Below are 14,989 nucleotides of genomic sequence, written 5' to 3' on the forward strand. Positions count from 1 at the left end.
TCCCGTTTTGGTGACTGACACCGTGGTGGGACACGAACTCAACCGCCGGTCTGCGACATGAAGCGGACGATCTTTTCCGGCTGGCGGTTGAAGTCGTGCTGCAGGGGTTTCAGTTCGATGGCGGTGCGGATCGCCGCTTCCAGCTCGGCATCGCTGGCGCCGGCGCGCAGCAACGGCCGCAGCGGGTAGCTCTCCTCCTGGCCCAGGCACATGTACAAGGTGCCGTCCACCGCCAGGCGCACGCGGTTGCAGGTGGCGCAGAAGTGCTGCGACAGCGGCGTGATGAAGCCCACGCTGGCGCGGCCGTCCGGGGTGCTCAGGTAGCGCGCCGGTCCGCCGCCCAGCTCGCGCGCCTGCGGCACCAGGCCAAAGCGGCGCACCAGCTGGTCGCGGATGCCGTCCAGCGGCAGGAACTGGGTGTTGCGGCCCGTCGCGCCCATCGGCATCACCTCGATCAGGCGCAGGATGAAGCCGCGCTCGATGCAGAACGCCGCCATCGGTTCGATCTCGTGCTCGTTGACGCCCTTCATCGCCACCATATTGATCTTGATCGGATCGAAGCCGGCTTCCTGCGCCGCGGCCAGGCCGCCCAGGATCGCCGGCAGGCTGTCGCGTCCCGTGATGGCCGTCATGCAGGCACGGTTCAGGGAATCGAGGCTGACGTTGATGCGGTCGATCCCGGCCGCGCGCAGCGCCGGCGCATGGCGCGCCAGGCGGGTGGCGTTGGTCGACAGCGACAGGTCGTCCAGCCCGGGCAGCGCGGCCAGCCGCGCCGCGAACGGCGCCAGGCCACCGCGCGTCAGCGGCTCGCCGCCCGTCAGGCGCACGCGCCGCGTGCCAAGGCGCACGAACGCGGCGACGACGCGCTCGATCTCGTCGTACGTGAGCCAGTCCGGCGGATTCTCGAAGCCGCGGTAGTCCTGCGGCATGCAGTACGTGCAGCGCAGGTCGCAGCGGTCCGTGACGGACACGCGCAGGTAATCGACGGTACGCCCGTGCCGGTCGCGCAGCATGGCAGCCTCCTGTAAATGATGGGGAGATTGTACGGGGTGGGCGTCCTCCTGCCACTGGGCAGGAGGACGTAGGAGCGGCGCCGTCCGGCTAGGCCGGACGGGCTATTGACATTTACTGCACCAGCGGCGAGGCGGCGCCTTCCAGCGCGACACCTTCGATGTCGGCGCGGCCGACCAGGATGTGCAGGTACTGGTGCAGCGCGCGCTGCCAGGACTCGCGCCGCAGGGTGTCGGCGATGTGGCCGCGCACCGCCTCGAACGGCGGCACGCGGCCCTCGATCCGGCGCAGTACCTGCACGATGTGCAGGCCGAAGCGCGTTTCCAGCAGCCGGCCGGCCAGCTCGCCCGGGCGCAGGCGGAACAGCAGCGCGTCGAATTCGGGCACGCACTGGCCGCGCGCCAGCTGCCCCAGGCTGCCGCCGACGGCGCCGGACGGGCAGTTCGAATACTGGCGTGCCAGCTCCTCGAAGCGCTCGGGCCGGGCCTGCAGTTCGGCCAGGATCTGTTCCCCGGTCGCGCGCAGCAGCTCCAGGGGCGCCGCTGGCGTCACCTGGAACAGGATGTGGCGCGCCTCGACCAGCTCGCCGGCGGTGAAGCGCTGCAGGTGCGCCTGGTAGTAGCGCCGGCAGGCTTCGTCGTCCGCCTGCGGCACCGCTACCTCGCGCTCGAACAACGCCTCGATGCGGTCGTCGTCGTTGTCCGCCTCGATACCGAGCCGGCCCGCCTCGGCCAGCAGCACGCGGCGCAGCACGACTTCGTGCACGGCCGCCTTGAGCGGATTGGCGGCCTGCTGGTGGTGTGGCAGTTCCTGTGAAATCTCGGCGTCCGTGACGTCGATGCCGTTGACTGCGATGCCCATGATGGTCTCCTTAGCGGGTGCGCACCAGCTGGAACGCGCGGCCCAGGTAGGCGGCGGCGCCGAAGCCGCTCCACACGTGCACCAGGCGGGTGAACGGGAAGATGACGAACAGCGACATGCCCATGAACAGGTGCAGCTTGAACACCAGCGGCGCGTCCACGATCAGCGCGGCGGCGTCGGCACGGAACGTGACGATGTGCTGGGCCCAGCCCATCAGCAGCACCATCATGTGGCCGTCCATGTGGCCGGCCGACGAGACGATCGACGAGAGGCCGAGCAGCAAGGTGGCCAGGATCCACAGCAGCACGATCTTGTCCTTAAACGTCGTCACCTTGCGCAGGCGGTCGCTGGCGAAGCGGCGCGCCAGCAGCATCAGCAGGCCGACCAGGGCCAGCGTGCCCATCACGCCGCCGGCGATCATGGCGAACAACTGCTTGGCGCCGTGCGGCACGCCCAGCGCATCCCACACGGCGACAGGCGTCAGCAGGCCGACGGCATGGCCGAAGAACAGGCCGATCACGCCGATGTGGAACAGCGGGCTGCCCAGGCGCAGCGCGCCCGTGTGCAGCACCTGGCTCGATTCGGAACGCCAGCTGTACTGCTCGCGGTCGAAACGGATCAGGCTCCCCAGCAGGAACACGGCCAGGGCGATGTACGGGTAGATCCCGAACAGGAATTGGTGGGTGTAGTTCATGACAGTCTCCTTTCAGGCGGTCGCGTGTTTCGGGTAGAAGCGCAGCGGCTGCACGCCGCCGGGCACCTGCTGCAAGAGCGGCTCGACGCCGTCGGCGCCCGGGCCGAAGGTTTCGAGCGCCTCGTCCATGTCGCGCACCGGCGGCTCCGTCAGGTTCTCGGCCGGCACCGGGCTTTCGGCTTCCAGCACGGCGAACAGCACGCCGTACGGGTTGCCGCTTGCTGTCAGCTTGCGGCCGATATGGGCCAGCACGTGGACCGCGTCGCCCAGCAGGCGGCGCGCCTCGTCCTCGTCCTGCTGCGCCAGGAACTCCAGGAACAGCGGCACGTAGTCCGGCAGGTCGTCGCCGACCATTTCCAGGCCGTGGCGGCGGTACTCGGCCAGCAGGTCGACCATGGCCTGGCCGCGGTCGCGCGATTCGCCGTGGATATGCTCGAACAGGTGCAGCGAGTGCGACGGGTTGCGGTCGAATGTCGCGACATATTGCTGCTGCAGGTCGATCAGCGGCGTGGTGCCCAGGTGGGCCAGGAGCGGCTGCAGCCGTTCGCGCCAGCTGGGGCGCAGCTCCAGCACCGCTTCCAGCTCGCGCAGGGCGTCGATCAGTTCAAGCTCCGGGTACTGCAGCAGCAGCGACAGCACCTGGTAGCACTGCATGTCATTGGTGGTGTCCATCACACGTTCTCCGGCTGTTTCTTGCGCGACTTCGGCATCGACATGAAGATCACGGAACCCTGCTTCTTTTTGCCGAACAGGCTGGCGTCCGTGACGCCGTCCGAGCAGCCGTTGCCGAAACTGAAGCCGCAGCTGCCCTTCTCGTTGAAGCTGTCCTCGGCCATCTCCTTGTGGCTGGACGGGATCACGAAACGGTCCTCGTAGTTGGCGATCGCCATGATGTGGTACATGTCCTCGACGGTGGCCTTGTCCAGCCCGACCTGTTCCAGTGCTTCCAGCTTCTCGACACCCTCGACGCTCTTGCCGCGCATGTAGGCACGCATCGCCAGCATGCGATCCAGGGCCTTGAGCACCGGCACCTGGTCGCCGGCCGTCAGCAGGTTGGCGAGATACTGCACCGGGATGCGCAGGCTGGCGGTGTCCGGCAGGATGCCGTTGGTGCCCAGCTTGCCCGATTCGGCGGCGGCCTGGATCGGCGACAGCGGCGGGATGTACCACACCATCGGCAGGGTGCGGTATTCCGGGTGCAGCGGGAACGCCACCTTCCACTCCATCGCCATCTTGTAGACGGGCGAGCGGGCCGCCGCGTCCAGCCAGGCGTCCGGGATGCCCTGGCGGCGCGCCTCGGCGATGATCTCCGGGTCGTGCGGATTGAGGAACAGGCCCAGTTGCGACGGATACAGGTCGCGCTCGTCCGCCACCGAGGCGGCAGCCTCGATCTTGTCGGCGTCGTACAGCAGCACGCCCAGGTAGCGGATGCGGCCCACGCAGGTTTCCGAGCACACGGTCGGCTGGCCCGCCTCGATGCGGGGGTAGCAGAAGGTGCACTTCTCGGCCTTGCCCGAGGACCAGTTGTAGTAGATCTTCTTGTACGGGCAGCCGGAGATGCACATGCGCCAGCCGCGGCACTTGTCCTGATCGATCAGCACGATGCCGTCGTCCTCGCGCTTGTAGACGGAACCGGACGGGCACGATGCCACGCAGGCCGGGTTCAGGCAATGCTCGCACAGGCGCGGCAGGTACATCATGAAGGTGTTCTCGAAGGTGCCGTACATCTCCTTCTGCATATTGTCGAACAGCTTGTCCTGGCTGCGCCGGGCGAACTCGCCGCCCAGGTCGTCCTCCCAGTTCGGGCCCCATTCGATCTTGTCCATCTTCTGGCCCGTCAGCACGGAAATCGGGCGGGCCGTCGGCGGCGTCTGCGACAGCGGCGCGTTCTGCAGGTGCTCGTAGTCGTAGGTGAACGGCTCGTAGTACTCGTCGATCTGCGGCAGGTTCGGGTTGGCGAAGATGTTGGCCAGGATCTTCAGCCGGCCGCCCTGGCGTGGCTCGATCTTGCCCGCGTCCGTGCGACGCCAGCCGCCGTGCCACTTGTCCTGGTTCTCCCAGTCCTTCGGATAGCCGATGCCGGGCTTGGTTTCGACGTTGTTGAACCATGCGTATTCGACGCCGTCGCGGCTGGTCCACACGTTCTTGCAGGTGACGGAACAGGTATGGCAGCCGATGCACTTGTCCAGGTTCAGCACCATGCCGATTTGCGCTCTGATTTTCATTGTTTGCTCCCCTTAGACCGTTGCCGCCAGCTCGCCTTCGAGCCAGTCCACCTTGTTCATCTTGCGCACCACCACGAACTCGTCGCGGTTCGAGCCCACCGTGCCGTAGTAGTTGAAACCCCACGCCAGCTGGGCGTAGCCACCGATCATGTGGGTCGGCTTGGTCACGGCGCGCGTCACCGAGTTGTGGATGCCGCCGCGCTTGCCGCTCATCTCCGCGCCCGGCACGTTGACGATCTTTTCCTGGGCGTGGTACATCAAGGTCATGCCGGCCGGGACGCGCTGGCTGACGATGGCCCGCGCCGTCAGGGTGCCGTTGACGTTGAAGACCTCGATCCAGTCGTTGTCGACGATGCCGGCGGCCTTCGCGTCCGTCTCCGACAGCCACACGTGCGGCCCGCCGCGCGACAAGGTCAGCATGCGCAGGTTGTCCGAGTAGGTCGAGTGGATGCCCCACTTCTGGTGCGGCGTGATGAAGTTCAGCGCGATCTCCTTGTTGCCGTTCGGGCGCGCGCCCAGCGCGGCTGCCGTGGTGCGGGTGTCGATCGCCGGCTTGTACACGCACAGGCCCTCGCCGAAGTCGCGCATCCAGCGGTGATCCTGGTAGAACTGCTGGCGGCCCGTCAGGGTGCGCCATGGGATCAGTTCGTGCACATTGGTGTAGCAGGCGTTGTAGCTGACTTCCTCCGACTCCAGGCCCGACCAGGTGGGCGAAGAGATGATCTTGCGCGGCTGCGCCTGCACGTCGCGGAAGCGGATGCTGTCGTGCTCGCGCGGCAGCGCCAGGTGGGTGTGGTCGCGCCCCGTGATCTCGGACAGCGCGGCCCAGGCCTTCACCGCCACGTGGCCGTTGGTTTCCGGCGCCAGCGACAGGATCATCTCGGCCGCATCGATCGCCGTGTTCAGGCGTGGCTGGCCCTTCGAGATGCCCTCTTCCTGCACGGTGCGGTTGATGCCGCGCAGGACGTCCACCTCGTGGCCCGTCTTCCAGCTGATGCCCTTGCCGCCGTTCCCAATCTTTTCGAGCAGGGGCCCTATTGAAGTAAATTTTTTGCTGATCTGGCGGTAATCGCGCTCGATGACCGTCATGTTCGGCATCGTCTTGCCCGGGATCGGCTCGCACTCGCCGGCACGCCAGTCCTTCGGATCGAAGGGCTGGCCCAGTTCGCCCGGGGTATCGTGCATCAGGGGCGTCAGCACCAGGTCCTTGCGGGTGCCCAGGTAGTCGCCACCGATCTCGGAGAACTTCGCCGCGATGCCCTTGTAGATCTCCCAGTCCGAACGCGACTGCCACAGCGGCTGCACGGCTTCGGACAGCGGGTGGATGAACGGGTGCATGTCCGACGTGTTCAGGTCGTCCTTCTCGTACCAGGTGGCGGTCGGCAGCACGATGTCGCCGTACAGGCAGGTGGTGGACATGCGGAAGTCCAGCACCACCAGCAGGTCCAGCTTGCCCTCGGCGGCCGGACGGACCTTGACGTCGCGCGGCTTGATGCAGTCCGCCTCGTCGCTCATCAGGGCGTTCTGGGTGCCCAACAGGTACTTCAGGAAGTACTCGTGGCCCTTGCCGGAGCTGCCCAGGATGTTGGAGCGCCAGACGAACATATTGCGCGGGAAGTTGGCCGGATTGTCCGGATCGTCGCAGGAGAACTGCAGCTTGCCTTCCTTGATCTGGCGTACCGCAAACGCGGCCGGGTCTTCGCCGGCGGCCGTGGCGGCGTCCATCACGTCGAGCGGGTTGGTCTGCAATTGCGGCGCGGACGGCAGCCAGCCCATGCGCTCGGCCTTGGCGTTGTAGTCCAGGAGGCTCATCGGCGCCACGTCGGCGCCCGCGGTGGGCGAGGCGATGTCGCTGGTGTGCAGCTTCTCATGGCGCCACTGGCTGGTGTGGTTGTAGAAGAACGAGGTGCCGTTCATCTGGCGCATTGGCCGGTTCCAGTCCTGGGCGAACGCCAGCGGGGTCCAGCCGGTCTGCGGGCGCAGTTTTTCCTGGCCCACGTAATGGGCCCAGCCGCCGCCGGACTGGCCGATGCAGCCGCACATCATCAGCATATTGATGATGCCGCGATACGTCATGTCCATGTGGTACCAGTGGTTCAGCGCGGCGCCGACGATGACCATGCTCTTGCCGCGGGTCTGGTCGGCGTTCTGGGCGAACTGGCGCGCCACGGTGATGACGTCGGCGGCCTTCACGCCGGTGTGCTTTTCCTGCCATGCGGGGGTGTATGGCACGTCGTCCGCATAGTCGTTGGCGACGTTGCCACCGCCCAGGCCACGCTCGATCCCATAATTTGCCATGGTCAGGTCGAACACGGTGGCGACCAGCGCCGTCGTGCCGTCCGCCAGCGTGACGCGCTTGACGGGCACGTGGCGCGGCAGCAGGTCGGCCGCGTCGCGGCCGCCGAAGTAGGCGAAACCGACCGGCACCACGTCGTCACGGCAGTCGATCAGCGACAGCAGCGGATCGACCGGGGCGCCGTTGCCGCCCTCCTTCATCTCCAGGTTCCACTTGCCCTTCTCGCCCCAGCGGAAGCCAATCGAGCCGCTTGGGGCCACGATGCGGCCGGACGCCTCGTCGATGACGAGCGTCTTCCATTCCGGGTTGTTGGTTTCATTCAGGTTGTTGGCCAAGTGCGAGGCGCGCAGGAAGTAGTCCGGCACCAGCGTGCCTTGGTGTTCCTTCAGCAGCACCAGCATCGGGAAGTCGGTGTACTGCTTGGCGTACTCGCGGAAATAGGCCGACTGGCCGGCCGTGTGGTATTCCTTCAGGATGACGTGGCCCATGGCCATCGCCAGCGCGGCGTCCGTGCCCTGGGTCGGCGCCAGCCAGATGTCGCCGAACTTGGCCATCTCGCCGAAGTCGGACGATACGGCCACGGTCTTGGTGCCCTTGTAGCGCACTTCCGTGTAGAAGTGCGCATCCGGCGTGCGCGTCATCGGCACGTTCGAACCCCATACCATCAGGTAGGTGGAGTTGTACCAGTCGGCCGATTCCGGCACGTCGGTCTGTTCGCCCCACACCTGCGGCGAAGCAGGCGGCAGGTCGCAGTACCAGTCATAGAACGACAGTGCCACGCCGCCGATCAGCGACAGGTAGCGCGTGCCGGCCGCGTAGCTGACCATCGACATGGCGGGAATCGGCGAGAAGCCGACGATGCGGTCGGGGCCGTATTTCTTGATCGTCAGCGCGTTGGCGGCGGCGATGATCTCGTTGCATTCGTCCCAGCTGGCGCGGACAAAACCGCCCAGGCCGCGCACCGACTTGTATTGCTTTGCCCGTTCCGGGTTCTGGCTCACGTATTCCCAGGCGCCGACCGGGTCCATCGTGCGGCGCGCCTCGCGCCACATCTCCATCAGGCGGCCGCGCACCATCGGGTACTTGACGCGCTGGGCCGAATACACGTACCAGGAATAGCTGGCGCCGCGCGGGCAGCCGCGCGGCTCATGGTTGGGCAGGTCGGGACGGGTGCGCGGATAGTCGGTCTGCTGCGTTTCCCAGGTAATCAGGCCGTTCTTCACGTAGACCTTCCAGCTGCAGGAGCCGGTGCAGTTGACGCCATGGGTGGAGCGGACGATCTTGTCGTGCTGCCAGCGCTGGCGATAGGCGTTCTCCCAGGTGCGATCCTCGTGCACCACGGCGCCGTGGCCGTTCGAGAACGTGGACTTGGGCTTGTTGAAGAACTTCAGGCGATCCAGAAAATGACTCATGCTGCCTCCTTGAACCTGTTGCGCCTCCCTGCGAGATTGCACGGAGCGGGATGTAAAAGAGTCTATCCAGCGCACCTGGTGGTGACCATCGGCAGGAAGTGCCGCGCCTGCCGGACGAAGGACTAGCGCGACTAGCCATTTGTACCTAGTCGGCCTTGTCCTCGTGCGTATGGCCGCGCGCGCGTCGTCGCGCTATACATGCGGTATCCACATTTTCGAAAGACCTGCCATGACCATCGACAGCTTCGCCGCCCTGCTGGCGGCCGCCAGTACCCGCCCCGAACCGCAGTTGCTGCTGCTGACCTTTGCCGCCCTGGAGGCGGAACCCCAGCAGGCCACCACGCCCGGCCGCAAGCCGCGCATGGCGCTGGCCCCGCTGGCCTGCGTGGACAAGCGCGCGCCGGATGTCGCCGGCTTCGACGCGCTGGCGGCCGAAGCGCGCGGCGCGCTGGGCGGCGCACACTGGGACGTGCTGCTGGTCAGCACCCTGTCCGGCTGCGCGGGCCAGTGGCCGGACGAGCGCCAGGCCGACGGCGCGTTGCGCACGATGCTCAATGCGATCAAGCTGGGGAAAATGGCAGGGATGGCGGCGTTCGGGCCGGATGGGGCGCCGCTGCGCTGGGCGGCATGAAGTACCGGGGGACATCGGGCACCTGGGACACATGAGGCACCGGAGGCATATGAGGCACCGGGACAGGCACCTGTCGCCTTGGGTCGACGGCCCTAGGAAATCTGCCTGTCGCCTCGGCCCATAAAAAAAGCCACGGCCCGGCCGTGGCATGTGAGTCGGGGTGGCGCCAGCGTCCCCGGTTGCGACCCTCGTTCGAGTTGGCGGGTGGCGGTCGCTCGCCGACTGCGTTACTGCTGGGCGGCCTTGCCGCCCTTGCCGGACGACTGGGCCGGCTGCGTGCCCTGCACGTTGCCATGGAAGGAGGCGCCCTGGGCCTCGCCGTCCACCTGCAGGTTGCCGCTGCCGCTGTCGGCCTGCAAGTGGCCGTGCGCGCTGGCGCCGTTACCGTTGCGGGCGGCGCCATGCTGGAACGGGTCCTGGAAGGTGCGGATCGATTCTTCCTGCTGGCGCTTGCTGCGGTCGCTTTCCTCGGCGGTCACGCGGGCCACCTGGTCGGCCAGTGCGCGCGCCGTGCGCGACGTCTCCTGCACGTGCTGCTCGGCGACACGGGCCAGTTCGACCTGGGCGTCGGCGGCGACGCGGCTGATGTGCTGCTGGTAGGCGCGCAGCTTCTCCGAGGCCGGCTGGGCGCGCGACGCGGCGATCGAGATCACGTCGTCCGGACGGTCGGTCGTCAGCAGCTTCTGGCCGGCGATGGCGCTTTCCTCGAGCAGGGTCTGGCTCAGCTGGATGTTCAGCTGGCACAGATCCTGGAAAGAGCGCGACAGCGATTTCGACATATCGTTCAGGAAGGCCACCTGGGCGTCAAGGTGCGAGCGCACTGCGGGCGTAACGGATGGTGAGAATGGGAACATGGCTTACCTTTATGGGTGATGTCGATGAGAACGACACTTCAAGGCAGCATGCCGCTGCCGGGCCGGCGCCGCAGGGGCACCTGTGCACACCCTAAGCCCCATTTGTGACGCCCGTTTGACATATGGATGAGCCCAACCTTCATGAAGTTGTGGCGCGAATGTCATGAAAATGTCATGCCCGGTGACCGGCCGTACCGGCATTGCTACCATGCTTGGCAACCGCCCCCGCCGAGGGCTACCGAGAGCCGCCCATGAAGTCACTGCTGTCCCGCTCACTGCTGTGCCGCTCACTGCTGTGCCGTCTTGTTCTGCTGGCCGTCGCCGCCAGCGTGCTGGCGCCGCCGGCCGCTGCGCTCACGCTCGGCGAGAAGACCAAGCGCCTGGCGCGCCAGGAGTTCCGCAAGTCCGCCCAGCGCAGCTGCCTGCCCGCGCTGCCATGCTTCAAGGTGCGCAACAGCTACCCCAAGCTGGCCAAGCCGGAAGTGCTGCCCTGGCGCGACATTGATTACCGCACGGAACCCGAGCGCTACCTGCGCGCCGTGCTGGCCTACATCGGCGCGGGCAACACGGCCGTCGACTGGCAGTTGCAGAAGAACCGCAAGCGCGACTGGTACCACGCGGCCTGGATGCATCCGGTGCGCGAGCCGGTGCGCGGCCTGACGTTCGAACGGGGCAGCCGCCTGCACGAGCTGAGCGCCGCGCAGACGCGCCGCACCAACAACTGGGCCATCGGCTTCTACAACCGCCAGGGCGCCACCGCTTTTGCCAGGGTCTGGCGCGAGCGCAGCCAGCCCGATACGGCGGGTTTCGCCTTCCCCGAAGGGACGGTCAGTGCCAAGCTGCTGTTGACCGACGCGACCGACGAGGAAGCCCCCTACCTGGCCGGCAACAACCTGGCCTGGCAGGCCGATATCCGCGGCAACGGCCAGCCCGTCACCTTGCGCCTGCTGCAGGTGGACGTGGCAGTCAAGAACGCGCCGCGCGACGGCCTGAACGGCTGGGTGTTCGGCACCTTCTATTTCGATGGCCGCGGTGGCCACGCCAACTACTGGGACAACCTGGTGCCCGCCGGCCTGGAATGGGGCACGTCGCCCACGTTCACGCGTGCCGATTTCGCCGCCGGCCAGCGGCCCACGCAGGGCTGGGTCAACCCGGTCGCGGAGGTACTGTTCGCCACCCGCGCGCCGGACGGCAAGCTGGGCTACCTGGGCCGCATGAACGGGCCGGTGGACGACCCGCGCTCGAGCTGCCTGGCCTGCCACAGCCGCGCCATGGACATGCAGGGCGCCGCCGACCCGCCACTGTTCCCACCGTTCGCGGCCAGCCGCATCCGCCAGGTCAGCGTCGCGCCGAACCAGACCTATGAGACGGTGCTGGCGGCCGGTCCGGTGGACGAGGCGCAGGTCGCCTTGTTCTTCCGTAATCTAGCACCGGGCGAATCGTTCGACGGCACCCATCCCTCCTTGGACTATTCGCTGCAGCTGGCGAAAGGCGTCGAACTGTGGCGCGCCTGGCTGGACAAGCAAGTGGCCGGCAGCGGACCACAACCGCTGGCGCCGGAATCGCTGGCCGCCCCCGCCGGCGGCGGCCGCGGCAACTAAGACTCGGAAAGGACGACCCATGAAACGCGTTACCGGCATCGGCGGCATCTCCTTCCAGGCGCGCGACGCGCGCGCCTTGCGCGCGTGGTACCAGCAGCACCTCGGCATCGACGTGCAGGACTGGGGCGGCACCGTGTTTCGGGCCGCCGACGGCGACTCGACCACCTGGAACATCTCGCCGGCCGGCAACGACAGCTATGGCCCCAGTGCGGCGCCGTTCATGGTCAACTACCGGGTGGACAATCTCGACGCGCTGCTGGACGCGCTGCGCGACGAGGGCTGCCACGTGATCGGCAGCGAGGCCTCGGTCTACGGCAAGTTCGGCTGGGTGCTGGACCCGGAGGGCAACAAGGTCGAGTTGTGGGAGCCGCCCGGCGACGCTTGAACCAGCGATGCATGACACCAGAGATTTCGCGCCAGCCCAGTCAGTCCACGCGACGGCCGTACTGGCGCACCAGCTGGACCAGTTGGTCGAATTCGGCGGACATGGCCTGGTCGGTAGCGGCAACGACGTGCGGCCGCTCATCGAGCACAAACGCGAGCCGGTAGCGCCGCGCGTCGCGCAGCGCCGCCGGTGCCGCCGCGGCCGGCGGCGCGGTGGCCAGCGCGCGCGCCAGTCGCTCGCATTCGGCCGCTTGCGCGGCCGGGAGCGAGCCGCAATCCAGCACGAACGGCCGCTGCAATCCTGGCATCGCGGCAAAGCCGCCTTCCGTCACCAGTTCGATGCGCATGGCGGGCTACAGGACACCAACGTCTTTCCACGCCTGCGTCACGGCTTTCGACTGGGTGCTGTCGGCGCCGTGCAGCTTGTCCGCGCTGGCCTGGGTCAGCTTGGCGAACTGCTTGAACGTGGCGTTGGGCTTCAGGCGTGCGTCCAGCAAGGCCTCGTACCAGATCCGGCCGGCATCGTCCCAGGCATTGCCGCCGATGGCGCTTGCGGCCAGGTAGAACGCCTTGTTCGGGATGCCTGAGTTGATGTGCACGCCGCCGTTGTCTTCCACCGTGTGCACGTAGTCCTTCATGTGCGCCGGCTGCGGGTCCTTGCCCAGCACGGGATCGTCGTAGGCGGTGCCGGGCGCCTTCATCGAGCGCAGGGCGAGACGCGTGGGGCCCGGCTCGGCGAACAGGTCCGCGCCGATCAGCCAGTCGGCCTGGTCCGCGCTCTGGCCCAGCTTGTACTGCTTGACGAGGGAGCCGAACACGTCGGACATCGATTCGTTCAAGGCGCCCGACTGGCCCTGGTAGGCCAGCGCCGCCTCGACCTCGGTGACGCCATGCGTCAGCTCATGGCCGATCACGTCCAGTGACGCCGTGAAGCGCTTGAACAGGGTCTGGTCGCCGTCGCCGAACACCATCTGGCTGCCGTTCCAGAAGGCGTTGTCGTAGTCCTTGCCATAGTGGACAGTCGCGTGCAGCGGCATGCCCGCATCGTCGATCGAATTGCGGTTGAACTCCTTGAAGAACAGGTCGTAGGTGGCGCCGAGGCCGTCGTAGGCCTCGTCCACGGCCGCGTCGCCGGTCGCCGCCGCGCCCTCGGCGCGCACGACGTCTCCGGGCAGCGTCTGCTTGTTCTTGGCGGTGTAGATAGTCCGCTTCAGCACCGGTTCCGTGCCGGGCATGACCGCGATGCGCGCGCGCGGCGCGGTTGCTTGCGCGATCGCGCTGGTGGCCCGGAAGGTGCGGAACGAGAAGTCGGCCGATAGTGTGTCGATGGCGAAGGCACGCTGGGCCGCGGTGCCGTTCTTGGCGATCGCGGCCAGCAGGTACGGCGGCATGATGCAATACAGCGAATGACGATGGGGGGTGGTTTGGTTACACATATCTTCTCCGCGGAAATGCTATGGGAAACACGTGAACGGCTGGGGTCAGCGGTGCTGGCGCGCTCGCTCGAGCGTCGGCCCGACTGATGATGACACTATGACACATCGGCGCGGATTGCGCTGTCGACCGCCGTGGGTAAATGGCTGCCCAGTGCGCTGTTGATACCTGCCAGGCATGGGCAGAATTGATGCCCTCGCAAAAGGCGGGGTGGAAGGGTCCCGCACAATCCCTTTTCTTGTTGCAACAATAACATGATAATGCCGCGCCAAATCCGCCGCGGGTGCGCCGTCACGGAGCATGGAAAGTCGCGTAGCCACATCACGTGCAGGTACGTACCGGCAGGCGCGACCTATACGGCATATAGACTAGGTCGAATATGGCTGATGCAGCGCAACTGCGGCGTTGGCCGGATGGATAGAGCAAAAACTGGCGTCATGCCCTGCACTATCGTTGGCATGCCACGTGGCGTCGCCAGGCAAACCGGCCCATACCGGCGCCAATCTTTTTCAAATCAGACTCAAGGAGATCACAGTGCTAATCAAAAAAATCATTGCGGCCGCCGGTGTTATGCTGGCAGCGTCCATGGCAATGGCCGAGCCGCCCCCGAAAGCTGTCGACTTGGGCAAACTTTACGGTCGCTATGAAAAGGCCGGATACTCGTCCCTGGAGCTCATGGAGACGACGAGGGGTGTACTGATCTCAGGCGTGGTACTTGACGTCGGCGAATCGTTTGATAGGAATTCGATTTTGAAAGCGGGCATCGGTGGCAACTCGCAGGAACTGGCGCGGCTAAGCGCCGCCGACGATGCTCAGGAAGAGAAATTGACGGCCTTCCAACCTGGCGCCAAGTTCAAGGCCATTTGCGATCTGGCGTTCTCTTCAGGAGCGCGCTATATGTCTTTTCAAAGCTGTGTTTTTAAATAGGGCTGCCTGACAATGCATCAATCCGGGCGTGCCCACAGCACCCCGGTGAATACAGATGGCACAGAAAAACCAGACGTTGTTACGCCAGGCGTAGTTGGCGTGGTAGCCGTACCCTGTCCACCGTAAACGTCACCAGAATCAGGCCGCGCTCACGAAAAATGCGCCCTTAGGACATATTCGCGCCGCCGCCCTCATCTTCAAACGGCAGATTTGGCTCCAACTCATCTCTCCCAAACAAACTCCACTGGATGCTGCGTACGCTCTGACCAGCTCCCTCACCCCAGTGGGCCGCCGTGCCGCGCGGCGACCGGTCGATCTTCCATCCACCGTCCCACGGCGATCAGGCGCGATACGTTTTGAGGATTTCGCTGACCACGACGACGGCGCCCAGGGCGGCGGCACTCGGGACAGCGCCGAACAGCCGGGCGACGACGGGCGAGCTGCGATAGCGTGCCACCGCCTTCTTGTAGAACTTGTAGCCGAAAACCAGGGCCAGCGGAAGCAGCAGGAGGATCGGCAGGATCAGCCAGCAGGTGACGATCATGGCGAGGGAACAGGCCAGGGAGCGGGCGGCGTCGAAAAGCATGCGTATATCGTTGAGTAATTGATTGATCGGAACTGGCTGGCGGTCGCAGTGCCGGCGGACGTCTCCCGCGCGG

General features: G+C 66.3%; 14 protein-coding genes. 4 read left to right on the forward strand and 10 right to left on the reverse strand.

Annotated elements, in window-relative coordinates; genetic code table 11:
* Window positions 1–38: 38 nt before the first annotated feature.
* The 6 genes from moaA to E7V67_014255 form a co-directional block, all read right to left on the reverse strand.
* Complete coding sequence (gene moaA, locus E7V67_014230) at window positions 39–1,013, reverse strand: GTP 3',8-cyclase MoaA (protein ID WUR10882.1); 975 nt, start codon at window positions 1,011–1,013, stop codon at window positions 39–41.
* 112 nt (window positions 1,014–1,125) lie between these two features.
* Window positions 1,126–1,872 carry a peptidylprolyl isomerase gene (locus E7V67_014235; GenBank protein WUR10883.1) on the reverse strand — a complete coding sequence of 249 codons (747 nt, stop codon included), beginning with the start codon at window positions 1,870–1,872 and terminating at the stop codon, window positions 1,126–1,128.
* Window positions 1,873–1,882: 10 nt separating this feature from the next.
* Entirely contained in the window at window positions 1,883–2,566 is a 684-nt protein-coding gene (gene narI, locus E7V67_014240) for a respiratory nitrate reductase subunit gamma (protein WUR10884.1), read from the reverse strand.
* A 12-nt stretch (window positions 2,567–2,578) separates the two neighbouring features.
* Entirely contained in the window at window positions 2,579–3,238 is a 660-nt protein-coding gene (narJ, locus tag E7V67_014245; GenBank protein ID WUR10885.1) for a nitrate reductase molybdenum cofactor assembly chaperone, read from the reverse strand.
* Window positions 3,238–4,791, reverse strand: a complete 1,554-nt coding sequence (gene narH / locus E7V67_014250; protein WUR10886.1) for a nitrate reductase subunit beta — start codon at window positions 4,789–4,791, stop codon at window positions 3,238–3,240. The genes narJ and narH overlap by 1 nt, the downstream gene beginning before the upstream one ends.
* 12 nt (window positions 4,792–4,803) lie before the next feature.
* Window positions 4,804–8,499, reverse strand: a complete 3,696-nt coding sequence (locus E7V67_014255) for a nitrate reductase subunit alpha (protein ID WUR10887.1) — start codon at window positions 8,497–8,499, stop codon at window positions 4,804–4,806.
* A gap of 229 nt (window positions 8,500–8,728) precedes the next feature.
* Between E7V67_014255 and E7V67_014260 the strand changes: the two genes are divergently transcribed.
* Window positions 8,729–9,130: a hypothetical protein gene (locus tag E7V67_014260; GenBank protein WUR10888.1), complete on the forward strand. Its 402-nt coding sequence runs from the start codon at window positions 8,729–8,731 to the stop codon at window positions 9,128–9,130.
* A gap of 227 nt (window positions 9,131–9,357) precedes the next feature.
* Here the strand turns inward: E7V67_014260 and E7V67_014265 are convergent, their stop codons facing one another.
* Window positions 9,358–9,984 carry a phasin family protein gene (locus E7V67_014265; GenBank protein WUR10889.1) on the reverse strand — a complete coding sequence of 209 codons (627 nt, stop codon included), beginning with the start codon at window positions 9,982–9,984 and terminating at the stop codon, window positions 9,358–9,360.
* 251 nt (window positions 9,985–10,235) lie between these two features.
* Here E7V67_014265 and E7V67_014270 point away from each other — a divergent pair, with 251 nt between their 5' ends.
* Together E7V67_014270 and E7V67_014275 are read left to right on the forward strand one after the other, a co-directional pair.
* Complete coding sequence (locus E7V67_014270) at window positions 10,236–11,585, forward strand: hypothetical protein (protein ID WUR10890.1); 1,350 nt, start codon at window positions 10,236–10,238, stop codon at window positions 11,583–11,585.
* A gap of 19 nt (window positions 11,586–11,604) precedes the next feature.
* A complete protein-coding gene (locus E7V67_014275) occupies window positions 11,605–11,970 on the forward strand; it encodes a VOC family protein (protein ID WUR10891.1) in 366 nt (121 codons plus the stop codon).
* Window positions 11,971–12,010: 40 nt separating this feature from the next.
* Here E7V67_014275 and E7V67_014280 read toward each other — a convergent pair whose 3' ends face one another.
* Window positions 12,011–12,316: a protealysin inhibitor emfourin gene (locus E7V67_014280; GenBank protein WUR10892.1), complete on the reverse strand. Its 306-nt coding sequence runs from the start codon at window positions 12,314–12,316 to the stop codon at window positions 12,011–12,013.
* Window positions 12,317–12,322: 6 nt separating this feature from the next.
* Window positions 12,323–13,405 carry a M4 family metallopeptidase gene (locus E7V67_014285; GenBank protein ID WUR10893.1) on the reverse strand — a complete coding sequence of 361 codons (1,083 nt, stop codon included), beginning with the start codon at window positions 13,403–13,405 and terminating at the stop codon, window positions 12,323–12,325.
* 532 nt (window positions 13,406–13,937) lie between these two features.
* Between E7V67_014285 and E7V67_014290 the strand changes: the two genes are divergently transcribed.
* Window positions 13,938–14,330, forward strand: coding sequence for a hypothetical protein (locus tag E7V67_014290; protein WUR10894.1), 393 nt, complete (start codon window positions 13,938–13,940; stop codon window positions 14,328–14,330).
* Window positions 14,331–14,670: 340 nt separating this feature from the next.
* Here the strand turns inward: E7V67_014290 and E7V67_014295 are convergent, their stop codons facing one another.
* Window positions 14,671–14,916: a hypothetical protein gene (locus tag E7V67_014295; protein WUR10895.1), complete on the reverse strand. Its 246-nt coding sequence runs from the start codon at window positions 14,914–14,916 to the stop codon at window positions 14,671–14,673.
* Between the last annotated feature and the right edge of the window lie 73 nt (window positions 14,917–14,989).

Source organism: [Empedobacter] haloabium, from assembly GCA_008011715.2.
Classification (GTDB): Bacteria; Pseudomonadota; Gammaproteobacteria; order Burkholderiales; family Burkholderiaceae_D; genus Rugamonas; species Rugamonas haloabia.

Coding starts and splice junctions, on each gene's coding strand:
- moaA (WUR10882.1), bottom strand. CDS start 1,013: ATGCTGCGCGACCGGCACGGGCGTACCGTCGATTACCTGCGCGTGTCC.
- E7V67_014235 (WUR10883.1), bottom strand. CDS start 1,872: ATGGGCATCGCAGTCAACGGCATCGACGTCACGGACGCCGAGATTTCA.
- narI (WUR10884.1), bottom strand. CDS start 2,566: ATGAACTACACCCACCAATTCCTGTTCGGGATCTACCCGTACATCGCC.
- narJ (WUR10885.1), bottom strand. CDS start 3,238: ATGGACACCACCAATGACATGCAGTGCTACCAGGTGCTGTCGCTGCTG.
- narH (WUR10886.1), bottom strand. CDS start 4,791: ATGAAAATCAGAGCGCAAATCGGCATGGTGCTGAACCTGGACAAGTGC.
- E7V67_014255 (WUR10887.1), bottom strand. CDS start 8,499: ATGAGTCATTTTCTGGATCGCCTGAAGTTCTTCAACAAGCCCAAGTCC.
- E7V67_014260 (WUR10888.1), top strand. CDS start 8,729: ATGACCATCGACAGCTTCGCCGCCCTGCTGGCGGCCGCCAGTACCCGC.
- E7V67_014265 (WUR10889.1), bottom strand. CDS start 9,984: ATGTTCCCATTCTCACCATCCGTTACGCCCGCAGTGCGCTCGCACCTT.
- E7V67_014270 (WUR10890.1), top strand. CDS start 10,236: ATGAAGTCACTGCTGTCCCGCTCACTGCTGTGCCGCTCACTGCTGTGC.
- E7V67_014275 (WUR10891.1), top strand. CDS start 11,605: ATGAAACGCGTTACCGGCATCGGCGGCATCTCCTTCCAGGCGCGCGAC.
- E7V67_014280 (WUR10892.1), bottom strand. CDS start 12,316: ATGCGCATCGAACTGGTGACGGAAGGCGGCTTTGCCGCGATGCCAGGA.
- E7V67_014285 (WUR10893.1), bottom strand. CDS start 13,405: ATGTGTAACCAAACCACCCCCCATCGTCATTCGCTGTATTGCATCATG.
- E7V67_014295 (WUR10895.1), bottom strand. CDS start 14,916: ATGCTTTTCGACGCCGCCCGCTCCCTGGCCTGTTCCCTCGCCATGATC.